Annotated in this window: 19 protein-coding genes; 8 read left to right on the top strand and 11 right to left on the bottom strand. The window is 47.8% G+C overall.

What is annotated here, in order from left to right:
• The first annotated feature begins 38 nt into the window (after positions 1 to 38).
• Positions 39 to 2,852 carry a bifunctional [glutamate--ammonia ligase]-adenylyl-L-tyrosine phosphorylase/[glutamate--ammonia-ligase] adenylyltransferase gene (gene glnE, locus ICV32_RS08365; RefSeq protein ID WP_215369970.1) on the top strand — a complete coding sequence of 938 codons (2,814 nt, stop codon included), beginning with the start codon at positions 39 to 41 and terminating at the stop codon, positions 2,850 to 2,852.
• 6 nt (positions 2,853 to 2,858) lie between these two features.
• Here the strand turns inward: glnE and recN are convergent, their stop codons facing one another.
• Together recN and ICV32_RS08355 are read right to left on the bottom strand one after the other, a co-directional pair.
• On the bottom strand, positions 2,859 to 4,523 hold the full coding sequence (gene recN / locus ICV32_RS08360; RefSeq protein ID WP_215369968.1) for a DNA repair protein RecN: 1,665 nt from the start codon (positions 4,521 to 4,523) through the stop codon (positions 2,859 to 2,861).
• 15 nt (positions 4,524 to 4,538) lie between these two features.
• A complete protein-coding gene (locus tag ICV32_RS08355) occupies positions 4,539 to 5,444 on the bottom strand; it encodes an NAD kinase (protein ID WP_215369966.1) in 906 nt (301 codons plus the stop codon).
• A 34-nt stretch (positions 5,445 to 5,478) separates the two neighbouring features.
• Between ICV32_RS08355 and hrcA the strand changes: the two genes are divergently transcribed.
• The 5 genes from hrcA (at position 5,479) to dnaJ (ending at position 11,433) form a co-directional block, all read left to right on the top strand.
• Complete coding sequence (hrcA, locus tag ICV32_RS08350) at positions 5,479 to 6,495, top strand: heat-inducible transcriptional repressor HrcA (RefSeq protein WP_215372678.1); 1,017 nt, start codon at positions 5,479 to 5,481, stop codon at positions 6,493 to 6,495.
• A gap of 15 nt (positions 6,496 to 6,510) precedes the next feature.
• Positions 6,511 to 7,608 (top strand): ferrochelatase, encoded by a 1,098-nt coding sequence (gene hemH / locus ICV32_RS08345; RefSeq protein WP_215369965.1) that lies wholly within the window; start codon positions 6,511 to 6,513, stop codon positions 7,606 to 7,608.
• 66 nt (positions 7,609 to 7,674) lie between these two features.
• Positions 7,675 to 8,202, top strand: a complete 528-nt coding sequence (grpE, locus tag ICV32_RS08340; protein ID WP_215369963.1) for a nucleotide exchange factor GrpE — start codon at positions 7,675 to 7,677, stop codon at positions 8,200 to 8,202.
• 103 nt (positions 8,203 to 8,305) lie between these two features.
• The gene (gene dnaK, locus ICV32_RS08335) at positions 8,306 to 10,234 is read left to right on the top strand and encodes a molecular chaperone DnaK (RefSeq protein ID WP_215369961.1); all 1,929 of its coding nucleotides are present in this window, start codon (positions 8,306 to 8,308) and stop codon (positions 10,232 to 10,234) included.
• An 80-nt stretch (positions 10,235 to 10,314) separates the two neighbouring features.
• Positions 10,315 to 11,433 (top strand): molecular chaperone DnaJ, encoded by a 1,119-nt coding sequence (gene dnaJ, locus ICV32_RS08330; protein ID WP_215372677.1) that lies wholly within the window; start codon positions 10,315 to 10,317, stop codon positions 11,431 to 11,433.
• Here dnaJ and panB read toward each other — a convergent pair.
• The 6 genes from panB to ICV32_RS08300 are packed head-to-tail and all read right to left on the bottom strand — an operon-like array spanning position 11,430 to position 16,690.
• Entirely contained in the window at positions 11,430 to 12,245 is an 816-nt protein-coding gene (gene panB, locus ICV32_RS08325; protein WP_215369959.1) for a 3-methyl-2-oxobutanoate hydroxymethyltransferase, read from the bottom strand. The genes dnaJ and panB overlap by 4 nt on opposite strands.
• A gap of 16 nt (positions 12,246 to 12,261) precedes the next feature.
• Positions 12,262 to 12,771 carry a 2-amino-4-hydroxy-6-hydroxymethyldihydropteridine diphosphokinase gene (folK, locus tag ICV32_RS08320; RefSeq protein ID WP_215369957.1) on the bottom strand — a complete coding sequence of 170 codons (510 nt, stop codon included), beginning with the start codon at positions 12,769 to 12,771 and terminating at the stop codon, positions 12,262 to 12,264.
• 43 nt (positions 12,772 to 12,814) lie between these two features.
• Positions 12,815 to 14,242, bottom strand: coding sequence for a polynucleotide adenylyltransferase PcnB (gene pcnB, locus ICV32_RS08315; RefSeq protein WP_215369955.1), 1,428 nt, complete (start codon positions 14,240 to 14,242; stop codon positions 12,815 to 12,817).
• 20 nt (positions 14,243 to 14,262) lie between these two features.
• On the bottom strand, positions 14,263 to 14,943 hold the full coding sequence (locus ICV32_RS08310; RefSeq protein ID WP_215369954.1) for an HAD family phosphatase: 681 nt from the start codon (positions 14,941 to 14,943) through the stop codon (positions 14,263 to 14,265).
• A complete protein-coding gene (gene hda / locus ICV32_RS08305) occupies positions 14,940 to 15,701 on the bottom strand; it encodes a DnaA regulatory inactivator Hda (RefSeq protein WP_215369952.1) in 762 nt (253 codons plus the stop codon). Before hda ends, ICV32_RS08310 begins: the two co-directional genes overlap by 4 nt.
• Positions 15,701 to 16,690, bottom strand: coding sequence for an AI-2E family transporter (locus tag ICV32_RS08300; protein WP_215369950.1), 990 nt, complete (start codon positions 16,688 to 16,690; stop codon positions 15,701 to 15,703). The genes hda and ICV32_RS08300 overlap by 1 nt, the downstream gene beginning before the upstream one ends.
• Positions 16,691 to 16,773: 83 nt before the next feature.
• Here ICV32_RS08300 and purM point away from each other — a divergent pair, with 83 nt between their 5' ends.
• On the top strand, positions 16,774 to 17,820 hold the full coding sequence (gene purM, locus ICV32_RS08295; RefSeq protein WP_215369948.1) for a phosphoribosylformylglycinamidine cyclo-ligase: 1,047 nt from the start codon (positions 16,774 to 16,776) through the stop codon (positions 17,818 to 17,820).
• Here the strand turns inward: purM and miaA are convergent.
• From miaA to murJ, 3 genes are read right to left on the bottom strand one after another with little or no spacing between them, the layout of a single operon-like run.
• Positions 17,813 to 18,784, bottom strand: a complete 972-nt coding sequence (gene miaA / locus ICV32_RS08290) for a tRNA (adenosine(37)-N6)-dimethylallyltransferase MiaA (RefSeq protein WP_215369946.1) — start codon at positions 18,782 to 18,784, stop codon at positions 17,813 to 17,815. The two genes, purM and miaA, sit on opposite strands and share 8 nt — an antisense overlap.
• A gap of 14 nt (positions 18,785 to 18,798) precedes the next feature.
• Positions 18,799 to 19,641 carry a SirB1 family protein gene (locus ICV32_RS08285; protein WP_215369944.1) on the bottom strand — a complete coding sequence of 281 codons (843 nt, stop codon included), beginning with the start codon at positions 19,639 to 19,641 and terminating at the stop codon, positions 18,799 to 18,801.
• Positions 19,642 to 19,646: 5 nt separating this feature from the next.
• Positions 19,647 to 21,203, bottom strand: coding sequence for a murein biosynthesis integral membrane protein MurJ (gene murJ / locus ICV32_RS08280; protein WP_215369942.1), 1,557 nt, complete (start codon positions 21,201 to 21,203; stop codon positions 19,647 to 19,649).
• A 170-nt stretch (positions 21,204 to 21,373) separates the two neighbouring features.
• On the opposite strand from murJ, the gene rpsT reads away from it, so the two are divergent.
• Positions 21,374 to 21,637 (top strand): 30S ribosomal protein S20, encoded by a 264-nt coding sequence (rpsT, locus tag ICV32_RS08275; protein WP_108508965.1) that lies wholly within the window; start codon positions 21,374 to 21,376, stop codon positions 21,635 to 21,637.
• Positions 21,638 to 21,790: the final 153 nt, after the last annotated feature.

The raw sequence follows: 21,790 nt of genomic DNA, 5'->3' as shown, positions 1-21,790 counted from the left end.
CCCTTCATTGATTGGGCTAGTAGCGATTAAGATAAGGTATGGTTTCCAATGAAGATGCCCTTTCTTTTCTGGAGAAAAACTCCGTCTATGCAAATCGCTGGCTAAGTGCCCATCCCGATTGGCGAGATTGGCTGGGGGAGCGCATCCATACGCCGGTCGATACGAATCAGATTGATCAGCTGCTCTTGCCAATAAGTCAGGATTTAGATAATGGAGCGCTCGATGAGGCAGCGCTCATGAGTCAGCTCCGGTTGAGTCGTCAACAGTTAATGCTTTGGATTGGTTGCCGAGACCTCAATGGAATCGCCTCTTTATCGGAGGTGACTCAATCCCTAAGTTATTTTGCCGAGCAAGCAGTTAGCCTTACGGTGCGCTATGTTCGAGCTGATTTACAAGCGCGCTTTGGTTTGCCCTGGGCCCGGACGGAAGATTATGAGCTTCCATTTTTAATTGTTGGCATGGGTAAATTAGGTGGTCGAGAACTCAATCTATCCTCTGATATCGATTTGATCTTTTTGTATGAAGAGGAGGGTGAGACCCAACATGGAGCAAACTCAATTTCAAACCACGAGTGGTTTACAAAGCTGGGTCGCCGCCTAATTAAAATCATCTCAGAGCATGATGCTTATGGATTTGTATTTCGAGTAGATATGCGCTTGCGTCCCAATGGCGATTCTGGCCCACTGGTTTGTAGTCTAGAAATGCTCGAAGAGTATCTGTTCGTCCAAGGGCGTGAATGGGAGCGTTACGCTTGGATTAAGGGCCGTATGATTTATCCCTCGATCTCACACCCTGATTATGTTCGATGCGAGAAGGGGCTTGAGCAAATTATTCGACCGTTTATTTATCGGCGCCATTTGGATTACGGTGTGATTGCAGCCATTCGAGAGTTGCATGCACAAATTCAACGAGAAGCGGATAAGCGAAGCAATCAACGCAGTGGACGATCACGCGATATTAAATTGGGCCGCGGTGGAATTCGTGAGATCGAATTTTTAGCTCAGATGTTCCAGTTAATGCGAGGCGGAACTGATCCGCGCTTACGAATTCGCCCAACGCTAGAGGTCTTAGATCGGCTTCAAGAAGGCGGGCTGATGAACGCAGAAGAAATTCAGACCCTTAAATCTGCTTATGTGTTCTTAAGGCGCTTAGAACATCGGATACAGATTTGGGAAGATCAGCAGACACATTATTTACCTGAAAATGATGATGCGAGAATGCAATTAGCGCAAGCCATGGCAGGCCCCAATCAAGAGGGCAATCTTGAGGAGTTCATGGGTGCGCTGACCAATCACCAAAATCAGGTGGCACGCTGTTTTGAAAAAGCCTTTGCTTTAGACGAAAGTACCCGTTTACAAATTGATGCCAGTGATGTGAGCTGGCAACCCAATGCCGCTTTATTTCCAAAAGCCAATGAGCGCTGGGACGCATGGCAAGAGAGCTCACGGGCAAAATCGCTACCAGAAAAAAGTCGGTTGACAATACGGAGCCTCTTAAAAAAGGCTGCAAATGATATTGAGGCAGATCATCCAGCTGATATGGATCAAACCCTCTTGCGATTTTTTGATCTCTTGGAAGCGATTTGTCGCCGCAGCGCCTATCTATCGATTTTGGCCGAGAATTCTAATGCCTTGCAACAGGTATTGATGCTTCTCAATGCCTCGCAGTGGGCTGCCCAATATTTAGCAAGGCATCCACATTTATTGGACGACTTGCTATCAGCTAATGCTCAATCTGAACTCATTCACGATCCCGAGAGTTATTGGAGCAAAGTAAAGGCAAATCTTGATCTTCGTTTAGATGATGCCCTTGCCGATCAGGCGAGCCCAGATCATGCGATGGATATCCTACGGGTAACGCATCACACAGAAACTTTTTTAATTCTCTTGGCCGATTTAGGCATTGGTGCTCCCGAGGGTTTAAGCACCGAGCGGGTCAGTGATCGCTTATCCGCACTTGCGGATTTGATTTTGCAGGCAACCTATGAGCGTGTATGGCCATCGGTCGCCAATAAATTTGGTTTGGATCCTCAACATCAACCCCCGTTTGCAGTAATTGCCTATGGCAAGTTGGGCGGTAAAGAATTGGGCTATGCCTCGGATCTCGATTTAGTGTTTTTATATGACGCGTCACCAACAGACTATGCCGCTCAAGAGATTTATTCCGTGCTTGGTAAACGCATGATTAATTGGTTAACCACCTTGACTGCCGCTGGAACTTTATTTGAGATTGATACTCGGCTGCGCCCTAATGGAGCCGCAGGATTTTTGGTGACCAGCCTTGATTCCTTTCGACGTTATCAATTGCGTGAGGGTGATAACGCTGCCTGGGTGTGGGAACATCAAGCCATTTCTCGAGCACGCTTTGCTGCTGGCGACCCAAGGGTGGGGGCCCAATTTGAAGAGATTCGTAAGGAAGTTCTTGCCCATGAGCGAAATCAATCCGATCTCAAGCATGAAATTATTGAAATGCGCCACAAGGTCCACGCTGGTCATCCGAATGCATCCAATGATTTTGATCTAAAGCACGATCCTGGAGGGATGGTCGATATTGAATTCATTGTTCAGTATTTGGTTTTGGCATATGCACGGCAGTATCTTGATTTATTAGGCAATCTAGGTAATATTGCGCTTTTAGGAATTGCCGCAAAGCATCAGTTGATTTCTGAGATGGATGCGATTGAAATTGGTAATGCCTACCGAATGTTTCGGGCCCAACAACATCGATTGCGTCTCGATGGAGCAGAAAAAATCCGAGTATCTATTCACGAGCACCCTGATTTTGCTCAAGCGAAAGCGTCTGTGACCAAACTTTGGGAGACGGTATTTGGTGCGCCCTCGCAACCGATTTAATTGACTTTAGGTTTGTCCTAGTAATTCTCTCGCGTGTCGACGCGTGGTATCAGTAATCGTTGTGCCACCAAGCATCCGAGCGATTTCTTCAATTCGCTCTTGGCGACCTAAACTTTTCACATCCGAATGCGTTTTACCATCCAACGGTTGTTTGCTAACCTTGAAATGATGATCGCCTTGAGCCGCAACTTGGGCTAGATGGGTAACGCAAAGGATTTGATGGGACCCTCCCAGTTGCTTCAAAAGCTCGCCAACGGTTTGAGCCACCGCGCCTCCAATACCGGAATCCACTTCATCAAAGATGAGGGTTGGGGTGAAACTCGCTTTACTGGTAATCACGCTAATAGCTAAGCTAATACGGGCTAATTCCCCACCAGAGGCAACTTTAGCCAAAGGCTTTGGAGTACTGCCACTGTGGGCAGCAATCAGAAACTCAATTTGATCGATTCCATAGCGGCTCGCTTCAGTTGGGCTAACTAGCACTTGCAGCTGACCGCCCGACATTGCTAGGCGCTGCATTGCGTCGCTGACAGCTTGACCGAGCTCCATCGCTGCCTGCTGACGACGCGTTGATAAATCCTTGGCAAGTTTTAGAAAATCGGACTCTTGAATCTTGAGTTTCTGACGAAGGGATTCGATATCTTGTGCTGCCGTGAATGCTGCTAATTTTTCTTGAGAGCTGATCCAGAGATCTGGTAACTGATCGGGGTTGACTTTGTATTTTCTGGCCGCGGTATGAAGAACCTGCATTCGGGCTTCGAGCTCTGCAAGGCGATCTGGATCCAAATCCATTTTTTGTCGATATCGATTTAATCCATGAATTGCCTCGTCAATCTGGATTTGAGCGTTACTAAGGCTTTCATTGATCTCACTTAAATTTGCGTCATGTTTGACTAAATCATCAATCGTATGCTGTACCCGATTGAGTTGTGACTCAATCGAATTCTCAGCATCACTCAAGTGATCAATCGCAAGCTCAATCCCTTGAATAATTTTGGCGGCATTTGCGAGTCGAGCATGCGACGTTTGGATTTCCCCCCACTCGTGTGCTTGCGGTGCAATTTCATTGAGTTCATCGAGCTGCCACTGAAGACGTTCTTGTTCGCGTTGTAAATCAGCCCCTGCAGCTTCTGCTTGCTGTAATTGCTTTGAAGTAGCATTCATCAGCTGATACGCTTGCGCCACTTTTGCAGCTTGGTCATGCAGATTGGCATGTCGATCGAGCAATTCTCGTTGCGCGCCAGTCTTGAGAAGCAGTTGGTGTGCGTGTTGCCCGTGAATGTCGACGAGACGATCACCCAGCTCGCGTAATTGATTTAAAGACGCAGCACCACCATTAATGTAGGCCTTACTACGACCAGAATGATCCATACTGCGTTTGATCACAATGCGATGGTCATCCTCGAGTGGAAAATCCGCTTCATGTAACCATGCAGCAATTTCCTCTTGTAAATGCTCCTCAACCTGAAAAATTGCTGAAATCTCTGCGCGTTGGCAGCCTTCGCGAATTTGACTAGTATCGGCACGCTCCCCCAAGGCTAAGGCTAGAGCATCAAGCAAAATTGATTTACCGGCACCGGTCTCACCAGTTAAAACACTAAAGCCCGAACCAAAATCAAGCTCGAGGTGATCCACAATCACAAAATCGCGCAATGCTAATGATTGAAGCATGTTGATTGACTCAGATTAAAACGTGGAAGGATACTCGTTCCAGTGCAACTTTTCTCTGAGGGTCTGGTAGTCACTGTGCCCCAGTGGGTGTAAGAGGCAGATGGATTTATCGGAACGCTTCACCTCAACCCGATCGCCGATTTGTAACTTTGTTAATGATTGCATATCAAAGTTCACAATGACCTCTCGCCCGCCGGCAACTTCGATCGTAATCTGGGACTCTTGTGCCAAGACGATGGGTCGATTGGAGAGGGCGTGGGGGGCGATTGGTACAAGCACAATCCCCGGAACTCTTGGGTGCAAGATAGGACCGCCTGCCGAAAGAGCGTATGCGGTTGAGCCAGTTGGGGTAGATACGATTAGGCCATCAGAGCGCTGGTTGTACATGAATGAGCCGTTGACATGAACTTTCAATTCCACCATTCCCGATAGTCCTGAGCGATTAACGACCACATCGTTTAAGGCCAAGCCCCGATGAATCTCCTGATTGTTACGCCACACGCTTGCCTCAAGCAGTGAACGATCATCGATCTCATAGTGACCATCAATCATGGGTGGCAGAACCGTTTTGGCGTCTTCAAAGGGGATATCAGTCATGTAACCCAAACGCCCCATATTGATACCCAGGAGCGGCACCCCCGATCCGGCAATTTGTCGACCGATACCGAGCATGGTGCCATCACCCCCCAAAATAACGGCTAAATCCGTGGATTTCTGGAAATCCTGCAGTTTAAGTACCTGCAAATTGTGACTGGATAAATGGCTGGCAGTCGAAGCTTCAATACTGAGCTCACATCCATGATTTGTGAGGATTTGGGCTAATTCTTGAAGATGATGCCCAATGCCCTCCGCTTGGTGCTTACCCACAAGGGTTACACGCCTAAATTTCTTCTGCAAGGGTTTGCTTGATGGGCTTAACATATGACGATTAAACCATAGGCATAAAATTACTCCAATCATGGATGATCGCTCAAAAGTTCTGCTAAAAACCTTAATCGAAAGATATATCGAGGAAGGCCAGCCAGTGGGATCGCGGACCCTTTCACGCTTTTCAGGGTTGGATCTTTCGGCAGCGACGATTCGGAATGTCATGGCCGATCTTGAGGACCTCGGATTAGTGACTAGCCCTCATACCTCAGCTGGACGAATTCCAACCCCACGGGGTTACCGCCTCTTTGTCGATACGATGTTGACGATTCGGCCTCTCGAAGAGCTAGCTTCCAAGCAAGTTGAGCAATCGCTCTATCCAGACTCCCCTCAAAAGGTGATTAGTTCTGCGGCACAGCTCTTATCCAATTTGACGCATTTTGCGGGTGTGGTCATGACCCCCAAGCGCTCGCAGATCTTCAAGCATATTGAGTTTTTGCGCCTTGGAGAGGGCAAAATTTTGTTAATTTTGGTAACCCCCGAGGGGGATGTGCAAAATCGTATCTTGCCGACCAATCAAGATTACAGCCCAGCACAACTTACTGAGGCGAGTAATTTCATTAATACTCATTTTTCAGGAAAGAGTTTTCCCGAGGTTCGCAATCGCTTGCGGGCAGAGCTTGATCATTTGCGCGGCGACATTGCTGGATTAATGGCGCTCGCCCTCGACAATGGTGTGAGTGACACGGGCTTAAATCACCCGGATATGGTGATTTCTGGAGAGCGCCACTTACTCGATGTGGGTGAGTTGAGTTCCAATTTAAGTAAATTACGGAAAATGTTCGATATGTTGGAGCAAAAATCCTTGCTGATGCAATTGCTCGATGTATCAAGCCATGCTGATGGCATACAGATCTTTATTGGCGGCGAAAGCGAGTTGTTGCCCTATGAGGATCTAGCGGTCATTAGTGCTCCTTACAGTGTGGATGGGCAAGTCGTCGGAACACTGGGTGTGATTGGGCCCACTCGAATGGCGTATGATCGCGTGATTCCAATTGTGGATATTACTTCGAAGCTATTAAGTGGTGCTTTGAGCACACCTTGATCATTTGGATCACTGTTGAAAACGAACCCTCATTTAAGACCCTCTCGTACTGGCGTTTTACTAATTAATCTTGGTACGCCAGAGGCGCCTACGCGCGCGGCGGTGAAAACTTACCTCAAGCAATTTTTGTCGGATCCACGGGTCGTTGAAATTCCACGCGTGGTGTGGTGGTTCATTTTGCACGGCATCATCTTGCCAATTCGTAGTGGCGCATCCGCTAAAAAATACGCCTCGATTTGGTTAAAAGAAGGTTCTCCCCTCTTGGTTCATTCACAAGCGCAGGCTCAAGGTTTGCGGGATCGATTTCAGAGCAAGGACGCGAATGTCATCGTGGATCTAGCGATGCGCTATGGCAAGCCATCCATTCCTGAGGCGCTTAAACGTTTTCAAGATGCCAATGTGGAGCGTCTATTAGTATTACCTTTGTATCCTCAGTACTCAGCCACTACGAGCGCTTCAAGCTTTGATGCAGTGTTCGCAGTTCTGCAAACTTGGCGCAATCAACCGGAACTGCGAATCGTGAAGCACTACCATGATCATGCCTCTTACATTGAGTCTTTACGACAGCAGATTGAAGCGTATTGGTCTCAACATGGTCGACCTGATTTTTCGAAGGGCGCGAAGCTCGTTATGTCGTTTCATGGCTTGCCTAAACGTAATTTAATGCAAGGCGACCCTTACCATTGCGAATGCTTGAAGTCAGGTCGATTATTGGGCGAGGCGCTTGGGTTGGAGCCAGACTATTACCGAGTGACGTTTCAGTCCCGTTTTGGTCGCGCAGAGTGGTTAAAGCCCTACACCGCATTGACGATTGAGGAGCTTGGAAAAGCGGGTTGCCCTCAAATCGATATTGTTTGCCCGGGCTTTCCTGCAGACTGTCTAGAGACTTTGGAGGAAATTGCCATGGAGGGTCAGGAAATTTTTCATGAGCATGGTGGTGCAGAGTATCGGTATATCCCATGCTTAAATGACGATACTAATTTCATATCCGCATTGCATGCGATTGCCTTAGAGCATATGCATGGTTGGTCTAAAGAGCTTGAGTCCCCTGCAGTTCTAGACTTGCGTGATCAGCGTGCTCGGGCTGCGGAGGCCGCGATTACCACTGGGTAAATCCAGCCCCTTGAAATGGGCGGTCATGAACCCCATATAAAATGCAGTAAATAAGATGGAACGACTATGAGTGATCAAAAATCTGAGCAACACGCTCCTGATACTGCATCAACCGAAGTGAATGAACAGCCTCTCCAGAGTATGGAGGAGGAATTAGTGGATCTCAAGACCAAGCTTGCTGAGATGCAAGATAACTTCTTGCGCGCTAAGGCGGAAGCTGAGAACATTCGCCGCCGCGCTGCTGAAGATATTGCAAAAGCTCACAAATTTGCTATTGAAAATTTTGCCGAGCACTTAATCCCTGTAAGCGATAGCTTATATGCTGCTCTAGCCACTGAGGCTGGCGATGCAAAAGCGTTCAAGGAAGGTCTTGAAATTACGCTTAAACAATTAGTCGCCGCTTTTGAAAAAGGCCGTTTGGTCGAGATTAATCCCGCGCCTGGCGCTAAGTTTGATCCGCACCAGCATCAGGCAATCTCCATGGTGCCCTCTGATCAAGAGGCCAATACGGTCGTTTCGGTCTTGCAAAGAGGCTTTTTGATTGCTGATCGAGTACTAAGACCCGCTTTGGTGACTGTTAGCCAAGCAAAATAAGCTAGGGCTAATCATTTCAAGGACTTAGAGCCCTTGAAATTGCCCAAGTTGTCCCCATCTATTCATTATTCGAAACAACCCCTCACCATTATTTGGAGCCATTATGGGAAAGATTATTGGAATTGACTTAGGAACCACAAACTCCTGCGTCGCTGTGATTGAGAACAACGCCCCGAAGGTCATTGAAAACGCAGAGGGCGCTAGAACGACCCCTTCCATCATTGCGTATATGGAAGACGGGGAAGTATTGGTTGGCGCACCTGCTAAGCGGCAATCCGTTACTAATCCTAAAAATACGATCTATGCCGTTAAGCGCTTAATTGGTCGTAAGTTTACTGATGCGGAGGTTCAAAAAGATATTAGTTTGATGCCCTATAGCATTATTGCCGCAGATAACGGTGATGCCTGGGTATCGGTACGCGATAAAAAAATCGCCCCTCAGCAGGTATCGGCTGAAGTCTTGCGCAAAATGAAAAAGACTGCCGAAGATTATCTGGGTGAAGAGGTCACCGAGGCTGTAATCACGGTACCCGCTTACTTTAATGACAGTCAGCGTCAAGCCACGAAAGACGCTGGCCGAATTGCTGGTCTGGAAGTAAAGCGGATTATCAATGAGCCAACTGCCGCCGCACTAGCATTCGGACTGGATAAGCAAGATAAGACCGATCGCAAGATTGCTGTCTATGACCTAGGTGGTGGTACTTTCGACGTTTCGATCATTGAAATCGCGAACGTGGATGGAGAAAAACAGTTTGAAGTGTTATCTACGAATGGCGATACCTTCTTAGGCGGCGAAGACTTTGACCAACGCATCATTGACTGGATCATTGCCGAGTTCAAGAAAGAGCAAGGCGTTGATTTGAGTAAAGATGTCTTAGCTTTACAACGGTTAAAAGATGCTGCTGAGAAAGCTAAGATCGAGTTATCTTCTTCCCAACAAACAGAAATCAACTTGCCTTATGTAACAGCGGATGCAAGTGGTCCCAAGCATTTGAACTTGAAACTAACCCGCTCTAAATTAGAGTCATTGGTTGAAGAGTTGATTACCCGTACCATGGGCCCATGCCAGGTTGCGATGAAAGATGCCGGTGTATCAGCGTCCGATATTGATGATGTCATCTTGGTAGGCGGTCAGACTCGCATGCCAAAAGTACAAGAGCAGGTCAAGGCTATTTTTGGTAAGGAACCACGTAAAGATGTTAATCCCGACGAGGCAGTTGCTGTTGGTGCTGCGATTCAGGGATCTGTATTAGCCGGTGATCGTAAGGATGTCTTATTGCTTGATGTGACCCCCTTATCTCTGGGTATTGAGACCTTGGGCGGCGTGATGACCAAGATGATTCCTAAAAATACAACGATTCCGACGAAACACGCTCAAGTATTTTCAACAGCTGAAGATAATCAGCCAGCGGTCACCATTAAGTGCTTCCAGGGCGAACGGGAAATGGCCAGTGCCAATAAATTGCTAGGTGAGTTTAATTTGGAAGGTATCCCACCATCACCCCGTGGTCTGCCACAAATTGAGGTGACCTTTGATATCGATGCCAATGGCATTTTGCATGTGACTGCCAAAGACAAGGCATCTGGCAAAGAGAACAAGATTACGATCAAGGCAAACTCAGGTCTTTCTGAAGATGAAATTCAGCGGATGGTAAAAGATGCTGAAGCCAATGCTGAGGAAGATCGTAAATTGCTTGAACTGGTCACCGTCCGAAATGCAGCGGATGCCTTAGCGCACTCTACCAAGAAGGCGCTCGATGAGCATGGCGCGAGTCTTGATGCGTCCGAGAAGAGTGCAATTGAATCGGCATTGAAAGAGCTCGAGGAGGCCATTAAAGGAAGTGATAAGGCCGCGATTGAGGCAAAGACTGAGGCATTAGCAAAGGCCAGTCAGAAGCTTGGTGAGAAGGCGTATGCTGCGGAGCAAGCAAAGGCTAATCCTGGTAATGCAAATCCAAGCGCTGAAAAAAAGGCCAATAACGATGCTGAAGTGGTTGATGCTGACTTTAAGGAAGTAAATGATAAGAAGTAATACGTAAAAAAGAATGATGCAAATTGGTGAGTCGGCCTTGTGCCGACTTCGCCTTTTGGGCAAAGAAAAAGGAATGGGTTGTGGCTACTGGTAAACGCGATTTTTATGAAGTACTCGGTGTTGGTAAAAATGCCAGCGATGAAGACCTTAAAAAGGCTTATCGCAAATTGGCCATGAAATACCATCCGGACCGCAACCTGGATAATCCATCAGCAGAAGCAAAGTTCAAGGAGGCTAAAGAAGCCTACGAGACTCTGGCGGACCCACAAAAGCGCAACGCCTACGATCAGTTCGGCCATGCCGGAGTGGACCCTAGCATGGGCGGGTTTGGAGGCGCTGCTGGTGGCTTTGCAGACGCCTTTGGTGACATTTTTGGTGACATCTTTGGTCAGGGAAGAAGTGCTGGACCCCAGGTTTATAAAGGTGCCGACCTGCGCTACAACATGGAAATTACCCTCGAGCAGGCTGCTGAGGGTTACACCACCCAAATTCGAGTGCCCAGCTGGAGTAATTGCAAAACCTGTAGTGGTTCTGGTGCGGAGCCCGGGTCAAAGATTGAGGAATGCCCAACTTGCGATGGCCGCGGCCAAGTTCGGATTGCTCAGGGGTTTTTCTCAATGCAACAAACGTGTCCGAAGTGTCGTGGCACTGGTCAATACATACCGAAGCCTTGCAAGACCTGCCAAGGAAGTGGCAAGCTGAAAGAGCAAAAGACCCTTGAAATTAAGATCCCAGCCGGTATTGATGATGGTATGCGCGTGCGCTCAGTCGGCAATGGCGAGCCCGGTATTAACGGCGGACCTTCGGGCGATCTCTATGTCGAAGTACATGTCAAAGAGCATCCAGTATTTGAGCGCGATGGAAGCGATTTGCATGTTCAAATGCCGATTTCATTTGCGACCGCCACTTTGGGAGGTGATATTGAAGTTCCAACACTCGGGGGTCGGGTTGAGTTAACGATTCCTGAGGGAACTCAAACCGGCAAAACCTTTCGGTTGCGTAGCAAAGGAATCAAGCAATTACGCTCTGCACTAATGGGCGATTTGTACGTTCATGTTTTACTTGAGACCCCAGTAAAGTTATCGGAAGAGCAAAAATCATTACTTTCTCAATTTGATGAGTCGCTTCGAAGTGGTGGTAAAAAACACAGCCCCCAACAAGAGGGTTGGTTTGATCGTGTGAAAAGTTTTTTTAATTAAGAGGCAAAGCAGTGTTCGGGTCCAGGAAACTTTCCGGACTTGACTTCGCGAACATAAGTTTTAATGGCTGCCTCAATGGAGCTGTTGCCGGCCATAAAGTCCTTAACAAATTTTGGGGGTTTACCGGGGCTAATTCCAAGTAAATCCTGCAGAACCAAAACTTGTCCAGAACAATTGGGCCCCGCCCCAATCCCAATCGTCGGAATGTGGAGTGATTGGGTAATTTTTTCTCCAAGGGCTGACGGTATTGCTTCCAATACCAGCATTTGCGCCCCAGCGGCTTGGCAGTCATGCGCTTGATCAAGCATCTGAGTAGCGGCATCTTTTGATTTACCTTGGACTTTGTAGCCGCCCAACAAGTGAACGGATTGAGGCAAAAGTCCCAAGTGAGCACAAACTGGGACGCTACGTTCTACCAAAAACCGAATAATATCGATCTGCCAACTACCGCCTTCAAGCTTTACCATGTCGGCCCCAGCGCGCATGAGCTCAGCAGCCGATTCCAATGCTTGTACTGGATCTCCATAACTCGCAAAGGGTAGGTCGGCCACTAAAAATGCATGGTGATTGGCGCGGGCAACGCATTCCGTGTGATAAGCCATTTCTTCTACGGTGACTGGAGTGGTACTACTATGACCTTGAATCACATTACCCAGTGAGTCACCAATCAAAATGACCTCAACTCCACAGCGATTGAGAAGTGCACTCATGGTTGAGTCGTATGCAGTTAATACTGCAATCTTCTCGCCATCCGCATGCATGGCCAATAACTTCGTGATCGTAATTGGCTTATCGCCTTGTAAATAACTCATAAAGCCAATTTTAAGCCTAATGCAGTTGTTGCTCGCAATCGCAGTGTTTGCAAGTGATTCGGGTAATACGCTGATGCGCGATATTCGGTAAAAGATTCTTTAAGGGGCCGTAATTGGGTAAGAAGAAATCAGGGCAGATTTCAAGTAATGGAAGGATCACAAATGATCGTTCAGCAATGCGCGGATGGGGAATGGTGAGTTCAGAATGATTTTGCTCGATGCCTTCATAGAACAAAATATCGAGATCAAGGGTTCGGGGCGCATTTGCATAAGGACGTTCGCGACCAAACTGATGCTCAATCGATTGGCAGACATACAAAAGTCCATAGGGATTGAGTTCGGTATCAATTTCCACAACCGCATTGATATAGTCACCACCAACCGCGTTTACGGGCGCGCTTTGATAAAAGCAACTCTTATTGACGATCTGAATTTCAATGTGTTGTGCAAGGCAGACGATCGCATCAGTGATGCTCTGTCGAGCATCGCCAATGTTGCCACCAAATCCAATAAAGGCCTGCGCCATGTGTTTCCCGCAATCAATATGGACTTACTTTACTGAAAATCAGTTAATTTTGCTTGGCGCCATTTAGCCCGGAATCGGGTTGAATTTCAGGGCCTGGTTTGGTCTTTTTTGGCCTGCGGCGCCTTTTTCTATTTGGGTTACTTGGGGTTTGGCCAGAGTCTATATCCTCTAGCTTGGCAGTTGCCAGCAGTGCTTCACGTTGGGGTAAATCCGCATGATAAAAGTCAGTCCACCATTGCCCAAGACTGGGTTTGCAGTATCCGGTTTGGCTGCGTAAAAGCATAAAGTCATAGCCTGCTCGAAAGCGAGGGACTTCCACAAGTCGATCGGGATAGCGCCCCACGCGTTTTTCAAAACGGGGTTGCATCGTCCAAATATCTCGCATATCACCTTCATGGCGACGTTGAATGGAAATTCCAGTATGCGAAGGAGCAACTACCGCATCGATTGCAGCGTGGAGTGCTGCTAAAGCTGGCATCCCCGTTTTTCGGAGGCTTTGCCATTGCTTTTCCAGATCAGGCCAAAGTAGGGCGGCAAATAGAAAACCTGGGGAAACCGACTTACCCACCTGAATCCGTTCATCGGTATTGCGCAGCGCCTCTTCTATAAATTGAGCCGCTTGCGGATCTTCAAGGGCACGAGCCATAAATGGTAAAAGGCCGTGATGCAGGTTTGCATGACGCAAGGCTTGAATTCCGGCCCAGGCATGACCAGACATCAGTAACTTCAAGATCTCATCAAATAAGCGCGCGCTTGGAACATCATGGATTAATTGGCCAAGTTCATGAATGGGCGCAAGGGTCTTGGGCTCAATCTGGAAGCCTGTCTTTGCAGCAAAGCGAATGGCTCGTAACATCCGAACCGGGTCTTCGCGGTATCGCTTGGTTGGGTTGCCAATCATGCGAATCGTTTTAGAGCGGATGTCGCCCATACCACCGTGATAATCGAGTACCGTTTCGGAGCTAGGATCGTAATACATTGCATTGATCGTAAAGTCACGACGGGCAGCGTCTTCTGCGTGCGTGCCCCAAACGTTGTCACGCAGAATGCGACCGCTCTCGGCAATATGCTCGCCAACGCTTTCTAAAACAGCTCGAAAGGTGGAGACCTCGATAATTTCAGGGCGGTCCTTACCAAAATAAGTGACGTGCACAATTTGAAAGCGGCGCCCAATCAGACGTGAGCGCCTGAACAATTTTTGGACTTGCTCGGGAGTGGCATTAGTCGCCACATCAAAATCTTTAGGGGCGATCCCTAAAACAAGATCACGAACCGCCCCGCCCACAATATAGGCCTTATAGCCAGCTTGCTGTAGGGTGTGAGTAACCTTGACTGCATTTTTTGAAAGCAGGGCAGGATTAATTTGGTGGGATTTTTTAGAAACCTTATGAGCTACTAGGGTAGCGCCAGATTGATCCGACTTTGGGCGAGGGCCTCGACGCAATAATCGATCGAGGAATTTAGTGATCATGAGAAAGCGTCAGAATCAATTTAATGAAATAGTTCCAAAATTGGCCAGTTGCGTCGTTCTGCTTCAGCGCGTAGTCGCACATCTGGATTGGTAGCAACTGGGTTTGTGACCTTTTCCAATAGAGGTAAATCATTCATCGAATCCGAGTAAAAATAACTGCACTCCATCGACTCTAGGCTAAAGCCTAGTTGATGCAGCCAATCATTAACCCGAGTAATTTTTCCTTCTTTAAAGCTCGGAATTCCTGCAATGCTACCCGTGAAGTTCGCACCCGGCTGATTATTCTCAGTTGCAGGCTCAGTAGCAACGAGATGTTCAATCCCAAAAGCATTCACAATGGGGCGCGTCACAAAACTATTGGTTGCGGTTACGACACAACACAAATCACCGGCATTAAGATGACGTTGTACAAGATTCACAGCTTGTGGATGGAGGCGCCCATCAATTTTCTCTTGCATAAATGCCTGATGCCAGCGATCCAATTGCGTACGTGGATGGTCTGCTAAAGGCTTTAAAGCGAAACGTAAAAATGCATCTATATCAAGCTTACCAATTTTGTAATCAGCGTAAAACTGATCATTGGCTTTGGCATATTGCTCCCCATCGACTACTCCTAGGCGCACTAAAAATTGCCCCCATTCATAATCGCTGTCAAACGGTAATAGGGTGTGATCTAAATCAAATAGGGCTAAGCGAGTCATGGCGTGTGTCCGGAAATTTGCAATAGCTCACGAACCAAAGGTAAGGTAATCGCACGTTTGGTCTCCAAGGAGTAGGCGTCGAGCGCATCTAGGAGCGCCATCAAACTTGGCATATCGCGATAGAAATGATGGATTAACCAAGGCAAAACCTCGTTCGATAAGACCAACCCTCGCTCTTTCGCAGCGCGCGATAAAGCCTCCATCTTCTCAGAATCAGACAGTGGGTGAACTTCAAAAATCAACCCCCAGCCGATACGTGTTCGTAGATCCTCTCGCAAAGCTAATTGCTTAGGTGGCGCGTGCCCGGACAAGTAAACAAACGAGTGTGGACTAGCGTGCACTATATTTAATAAGCGAAAAAGACTGGCTTGTTGGTGTTCATCAAGGCGATCCACATCATCAACGGTCAAAACCAATGATTGAGAGCCCTCGGTAGCGGCGAGTTTGGATTCAGCATCAACCCAGCCGCTTGGTTGACTTGGAAATAGCCTAATCGTCCCAATTTGGTGTTGCTCGGCTCGATTTGAAATGGCGCTTAAGAGATGCGAGCAACCAGAACCATCGCTTCCCCACCAGTAAAACCAGCGACCCTCAATGGAGTGGGAGGGGGTGTTTGGAGGAGAACTCCAGACCGCAATGGAATGATGAAGCGCATCAATTAGCGCTTCATTACCATTGGGTAAAAAATTATGGAATGAGGGCTTGGGGACTTGATTAATATCAAGGGCAAATTGGCGGGGTAGCGCTGATGAGGCCATTACTTTTGATACCAATCACTGTGAGCGTACTGTGTCCAAGCAAACCGAATCAATACCAATACAACTGCACTTGCTGGTAAGGCAAGCAATACGCCAAAAAATCCAAATAATTTAGCGAAGATTAATAAAGCAAATAAGACAGCTACAGGGTGGAGTCCAATTCGCTCACCCACTAACCGGGGTGTTAGAAAAAATCCCTCGAGCACTTGACCGATTCCAAAAACAATCAACACAATCACGAGTTCTGACCCAAATCCAAATTGCAAAATGACCGATAGGACCGCCAAGACCAAGCCAAGTGCAATCCCAATATAGGGAATCACGATGACTAGAGCGGTAAATACCCCAAGGCCAAGCGCTCCATGCATGCCAGTCAAACTCAATCCAGCGCTATAGAAAACCGCCATGATCAAAATTACCAGCATTTGCCCTCGTAGGTATTGCGATAGCAACAGGTCAGTTTCATGTGCGAGTCTTTCTGCGGTGGCATGATACCGAACTGGAATTAACCGCTTGAGCAATTCAAAGAAGTGCTTCCAATCAATCAGTAGATAAAAAAGGACAAAAAGAATAAAGACAATATTGACTAGGCCGCCCAATACGGAGCTGCCGGAAGCTAAGATGGTCTCAAAACTTGAGGCCAATATTTGGTTTGCATTTGCGGAGAAATGAGCGGTCAATTTTTGAGTAATCGCCTCCCGTAAAGCAAGCCAATCGATTTCAATATTGAGGCTCAGTAATTTGGGCCCTAGCCAGGTTTGGAGACTTTGAAACCAAATCGGGAGCTGGGCCTTAATGAGGGGGATTTCATAGCGCAGCAGATTAATCAGCAAAAGCAGAATGATGAGAAAAACGCCAAGCCCGAAAAGTATGCCGATGCCACTGGCAAAGGTTTTGCCCATTCCTAGAATTTGGAGGCGCAGCACTACCGGCCTCAGAATGTAAGCCAAAATAAATGCGAATAGAAAAGGGGTAAAAATTTCAGCCATAGGCCTTCATACTCTAGAATTCAGAGATTCTAACGATGTAAATGACTGATCCGCAGGATTTACCCCTTTTTGAAGACCCATCTATGAATAATCCATCAAAAAGCCCAGGCTTGTCTTACCGCGACGCGGGTGTTGATATTGATGCTGGCGATGCCCTGGTTGACCGCATTAAACCATTGGCAAAAAAGACCATGCGCGATGGTGTTTTGGCTGGAATTGGAGGGTTCGGGGCGTTATTTGAAGTCCCCAAGCGTTATCAAGAGCCTATTTTAGTATCGGGCACGGACGGCGTTGGCACCAAGCTAAAGCTCGCCTTTGAGTGGGATGCCCATGAGACAATTGGCCAAGATTTGGTGGCGATGAGCGTTAATGACATTTTGGTCCAAGGCGCTGAATCCCTTTTTTTTCTCGATTACTTCGCATGCGGGAAACTATCGGTTGAAACGGCCACTACCGTGATTGCAGGAATTGCTAAGGGTTGTGAGTTGGCGGGCTGTGCCTTAATCGGGGGTGAAACTGCTGAGATGCCAGGAATGTACCCACCGGGTGAATACGATTTGGCAGGTTTTGCGGTTGGCGTGGTTGAGAAATCCAAAATTATTGATGGCTCCAGTATTCGTCCTGGTGATGCGATCATTGGAATTGCGTCAAGTGGTGCGCATTCAAATGGCTATTCCTTAATTCGCAAGATCATTGAGCGAGCTGGCGCAAAACCCAGTGAGAACATCGAGGGCAAAACCTTGCAAGAGTGGGTTATGGCACCCACCCAAATCTACGTGAAGCAACTTTTAAATGTCATGGCGCGCCATCCCTTAAAAGGGCTTGCACATATTACCGGCGGCGGCTTGGTTGATAACATCCCACGCGTATTACCGGAGAACACCCAAGCGGTACTACGACGCGATTCATGGACCATGCCACCGCTCTTTCGCTGGTTGCAAATGAAAGGCGGAGTTGCTGATGCGGAAATGGTACGCGTTTTCAATTGCGGCATTGGGATGGTGGTTGTGGTTGATCAGCAAGAGGCAAAAGCCGTAGTCGCTAGCATCGAACAACAGGGTTTAAATGCTTGGTTGTTAGGTGATATTACCCAGCGTCCACACGGAGCGCCGCAAACCATTCTTATTTAAAGGATGCGTTAAGAATACCCATCGCCATTGTTTTTGCGGCTTGAAGTTCTGCTGGGCTAAACGGGTCAAATGCATGCCGCTGCATGGCTCGTAGCCAAGTCACCTGACGTTTACTAAGCTGTCGTGTGGCAGCGTACGCTTTTTGTTTCATCGTCAGGTAGTCCACCTTACCCTCCAAGTATTCCCACACCTGCCGATAGCCCACTGAGCGAATGGCCGGTAGATTGGTATGCAAATCGCCGCGCTCAAATAAAGTTCGCACCTCGTCCATGAAATTATTTTCAAGCATTTGATCAAAACGGTTTTCAAGGCGCGCATGAAGAGATATACGGTTACTCGGTTCCAACGAAATTACTTCAACGGTGTGCTCCGAGAGTTCAGAATCACGACCAGTGGCGCTTGGGGATTCTTCAAACAACTGGGATAGAGGTTGACCAGTTAGAGCATAGACTTCAAGTGCCCTTTGGATTCGTTGACTGTCGTTAGGCTGAAGTCGATATGCAGTGATTGGATCAATCTGAGCTAACTTTGTATGCATCCCGGGCCAACCCAACAAGAGAGCTTCGGCATCGATGCGCTTGCGTGTTTCTAGATCTGCGGGTGGGAGTTTTGAAAATCCATAAACCCACGCGCGCCAATACAGCATGGTTCCACCCACAATCAGCGGAATATTTCCCCGCGCCTGGATCTTTTCAATTAATTGTTTTGCATCGTTAGCAAAATGTGCTGCAGAGTAGCTTTCGCTTGGATCGCGTATATCAATGAGGTGATGAATCACCTCAGCTTGTTCTGCAGTGGTGGGCTTTGCAGTGCCAATATCCATTCCGCGATACACCAGGGCGGAGTCCATACTGATGATTTCAACATTCTGGCCTTGCAGGCGGCATTGTCTGGCTAAATCAAGTGCTAAATGACTTTTACCAACCCCGGTAGGGCCGACAATAGATAAAACCTTAGCCTGCATCCGCTGTACTGAAATTAATGTTGACGTACTTGATGTTCAAGCGTAGCAATATGCTCCCGAATCTCATCAGCATCCGAGGCATCGGGAACTTCTGTGAGGTATTGCTGCATATCGTCAATGGCAGGGCGTAAATATTCCAATTGCGCATAGATTAAGCCGCGATCCCGAATTTCCTCCATGGCATCAGGTAAGAGGATTACGAGCCGTTGTTGAACGCCCAACAAGCGCTCCCAACGCTCATGTTCGGTATAAATGAGTTTGAGGTTACGCAAAAAACGGGAGATGATCTCGCGGCAGCTAGAGACCCGTAAAAATACATTGAGTGGGAGTTGCAGTTCGCCAACATAGCCCCGCGCCTCTAAATACGGATCGAGCATCTCTTGAAGTTCGTGCTTCGACAGGGAGGCACCAGTGAGCGGATCCATAATGATCTCGCCTTGCGGCAACGAAACCCGCAGCATGAAGTGATTGGGAAACGATACCCCACGGATTTTTAATCCAATTTGATTGCCAAGCTCCATCATTAAGATTGCAAGTGAAATCGGAATACCTCGACGACTTTGCAAAACATGATGCAAATAGGAGTTCTCGGGCGCATAAAAGTCATTAGGATTGGGACCAAATCCGAGCTCGGTGTAAAAGAAATGCTTGAGCTGTTGGAGTCGCTGCACCGCAGAAGCATCTGCAGAAATTCGTTTTTTAAGACGATCGCCTAGTTGATCAATCTCATCGAGGATGTGTTGAACATCGAGATCTGGAAATGCATGCTGCGCAACTGCAATGCATGCCTCCGTCAGCGGAAAATGCTCATCCTCAGCAACCAAGGTGGCAAAGTAGTCAAGTTGTTGAGTTGGCATATTTCTTATTTTGCATGACGCAGAAAATTTTGCCAGCGTAAACCAATTAGCCATAGGCTAGCAAAGTAAACCACGGCTGCAGCGGTTAACCACAGACCCAGAAGACCAATGCGGATCAAGGGGCTCGCTTGCAAAGCGAGCCAATCGTGTGCCTGTGCACCATAAAAAAGCACAATACTGAGTGGCAATAAACCAACAAGCAGTTGGCCAAAATATTTAAACCAGCCGACTGCGCTTGGAAGAGCGCCACGTCGACGAAGACCAAGCCACAATAAGGCTGCGTTTAAACACGCACCAAGGCCAACCGATAGGGCGAGGCCAGCATGGGCAAATAGGGGTACAAGCCCAATATTGGCGAGCTGCGTGAACAGTAGAACCAATAAAGCGATTTTGACGGGCGTACGAATATCCTGACGCGAGTAAAAGCCTGGGGCCAAGATCTTAACCATAATGAGGCCGATGAGGCCCACTCCATACGCAGCCAGTGCTTGCCGGGTCATTTCCACATCCATGGCGTTAAATTGCCCATAGTGATACAAGACAGCGGAGATCGGGGTACCAAACGCGAACAGTGCAATTGCACAGGGAGCTGCTAACAAGAAGGTTAAGCGTAATCCCCAAATTAATAGTTCTCCAGCTTGCGTGGTATCTTGGGCAGCATTTGCTTTGCTAAGGCTTGGGAGCAGCACGGTTCCGAGTGCAACCCCGAGTAGAGCAGTTGGAAACTCCATCAGGCGATCTGCATAGGAGAGCCAGGAGACACTTCCCGTTTGTAAATGCGAGGCAATATTGGTATTAATAATTAATGAGATTTGCGCAACGGAAACTGCGAATACCGCGGGCACCATCAGTTTGAGAACGCGGCGCGCATCTGGGTTTTGCCAGGCAGATTTAATCTTTCCAGGTAGCAAGCCAATTCGAGGCAGCAATCCGAGGCGCATCAAGGCTGGAATTTGAATTGCCAGTTGCAAGATGCCTCCAATCATGACCCCAATACTTAAGGCATAAATCGGCTGGTCTAGAGTTGGCGCAATGAAAAGAGCCCCGCCAATTAAGGAAAGATTAAGGAGTACGGGGGTGAAGGCGGGAACCGCAAAACGTCCAAAGGTATTGAGGATGCCAGCGGATAAGGAAACCATCGAAATCAGACCAATGTATGGAAACATCACACGCGTCATAAACACGGTGGTCTCAAACGCGGCGCCATCCTTTAGGCCTGCGGCAATAATAAAAACTAGGATCGGTGCAGCGAGGACCCCAATAATGACCGTGAGACTGAGCGCCCAAAACAGGATAGTCGCAATGGCATCGACTAACGCTCTAGTTTGATCCTTTTCCCCGCGATTTGAGATTTCCCCCAAGATTGGCACAAATGCCTGGGAGAAGGCCCCTTCTGCAAAGAGCCGACGCAAGAGGTTGGGGAGTCTGAAGGCCACATTAAAGGCATCGGTCCACTCCGAGGCGCCAAAACTTCTAGCAATTAAGGTTTCCCGAACCAATCCCGTAATGCGGGAAACCATGGTCAGGGAGCTTACCTTGGCTGCGGCAGAAAGGAGATTCATGGCCTAATTTTCCCTTATTTGGGGGAGGGGTGGGCATTTTGGGGTCTTTAAGGTAGAATGTCAGGTTTTCGAGATCAGTTATTTGGTCTCTTGCAACGTGAATGTACCCAAGCCCACTTTCTTTAAGGGCCTGATTTCATTCTGATTATTTGTTTAGATAGGTTAATTGAATGGCTAATACCGCACAAGCTCGTAAGCGCGCTCGTCAATCTGTGAAGCTAAATGCTCACAATGCTAGTTTGCGTTCCAAACTTCGCACCTCGATCAAGGCAGTTCGTAAGGCAATTGAAGCCGGCGATAAAGATGCTGCTAAGAAAGTATTTGTTGCTGCGCAATCAACAATCGACAAGATTACCGATAAAAAGATTGCTCATAAAAATACCGCTGCGCGCCAGAAGTCACGACTATCTGCTGCGATTAAAGCAATGGCCTAATTTTTTAGGCCTGTTGCGGGCCTAAGGAAGTACCGATTTTCTGACCCGCTCGCATGTTGAGCGGGTTTTTGTTTAGTGGAGCGTTCTTTTGCAAAACAAGCCGCATAACACTTCGATCGCATCAACAAGCACTCAGTTCGCAGAGTTGGGTAA

Origin of the sequence: Polynucleobacter sp. MWH-UH24A (assembly GCF_018687475.1) — a bacterium.
Classification (GTDB): domain Bacteria; phylum Pseudomonadota; class Gammaproteobacteria; order Burkholderiales; family Burkholderiaceae; genus Polynucleobacter.
Note: the sequence above shows the minus strand (reverse complement) of the source record. Positions and strands in the feature narration are given on the sequence as shown.

Excerpts from the sequence above, each read along its gene's own strand:
- glnE (WP_215369970.1), top strand. The coding sequence starts at position 39 with ATGGTTTCCAATGAAGATGCCCTTTCTTTTCTGGAGAAAAACTCCGTC.
- recN (WP_215369968.1), bottom strand. The coding sequence starts at position 4,523 with ATGCTTCAATCATTAGCATTGCGCGATTTTGTGATTGTGGATCACCTC.
- ICV32_RS08355 (WP_215369966.1), bottom strand. The coding sequence starts at position 5,444 with ATGTTAAGCCCATCAAGCAAACCCTTGCAGAAGAAATTTAGGCGTGTA.
- grpE (WP_215369963.1), top strand. The coding sequence starts at position 7,675 with ATGAGTGATCAAAAATCTGAGCAACACGCTCCTGATACTGCATCAACC.
- dnaK (WP_215369961.1), top strand. The coding sequence starts at position 8,306 with ATGGGAAAGATTATTGGAATTGACTTAGGAACCACAAACTCCTGCGTC.
- panB (WP_215369959.1), bottom strand. The coding sequence starts at position 12,245 with ATGAGTTATTTACAAGGCGATAAGCCAATTACGATCACGAAGTTATTG.
- folK (WP_215369957.1), bottom strand. The coding sequence starts at position 12,771 with ATGGCGCAGGCCTTTATTGGATTTGGTGGCAACATTGGCGATGCTCGA.
- pcnB (WP_215369955.1), bottom strand. The coding sequence starts at position 14,242 with ATGATCACTAAATTCCTCGATCGATTATTGCGTCGAGGCCCTCGCCCA.
- ICV32_RS08310 (WP_215369954.1), bottom strand. The coding sequence starts at position 14,943 with ATGACTCGCTTAGCCCTATTTGATTTAGATCACACCCTATTACCGTTT.
- hda (WP_215369952.1), bottom strand. The coding sequence starts at position 15,701 with ATGGCCTCATCAGCGCTACCCCGCCAATTTGCCCTTGATATTAATCAA.
- ICV32_RS08300 (WP_215369950.1), bottom strand. The coding sequence starts at position 16,690 with ATGGCTGAAATTTTTACCCCTTTTCTATTCGCATTTATTTTGGCTTAC.
- purM (WP_215369948.1), top strand. The coding sequence starts at position 16,774 with ATGAATAATCCATCAAAAAGCCCAGGCTTGTCTTACCGCGACGCGGGT.
- miaA (WP_215369946.1), bottom strand. The coding sequence starts at position 18,784 with ATGCAGGCTAAGGTTTTATCTATTGTCGGCCCTACCGGGGTTGGTAAA.
- ICV32_RS08285 (WP_215369944.1), bottom strand. The coding sequence starts at position 19,641 with ATGCCAACTCAACAACTTGACTACTTTGCCACCTTGGTTGCTGAGGAT.
- murJ (WP_215369942.1), bottom strand. The coding sequence starts at position 21,203 with ATGAATCTCCTTTCTGCCGCAGCCAAGGTAAGCTCCCTGACCATGGTT.
- rpsT (WP_108508965.1), top strand. The coding sequence starts at position 21,374 with ATGGCTAATACCGCACAAGCTCGTAAGCGCGCTCGTCAATCTGTGAAG.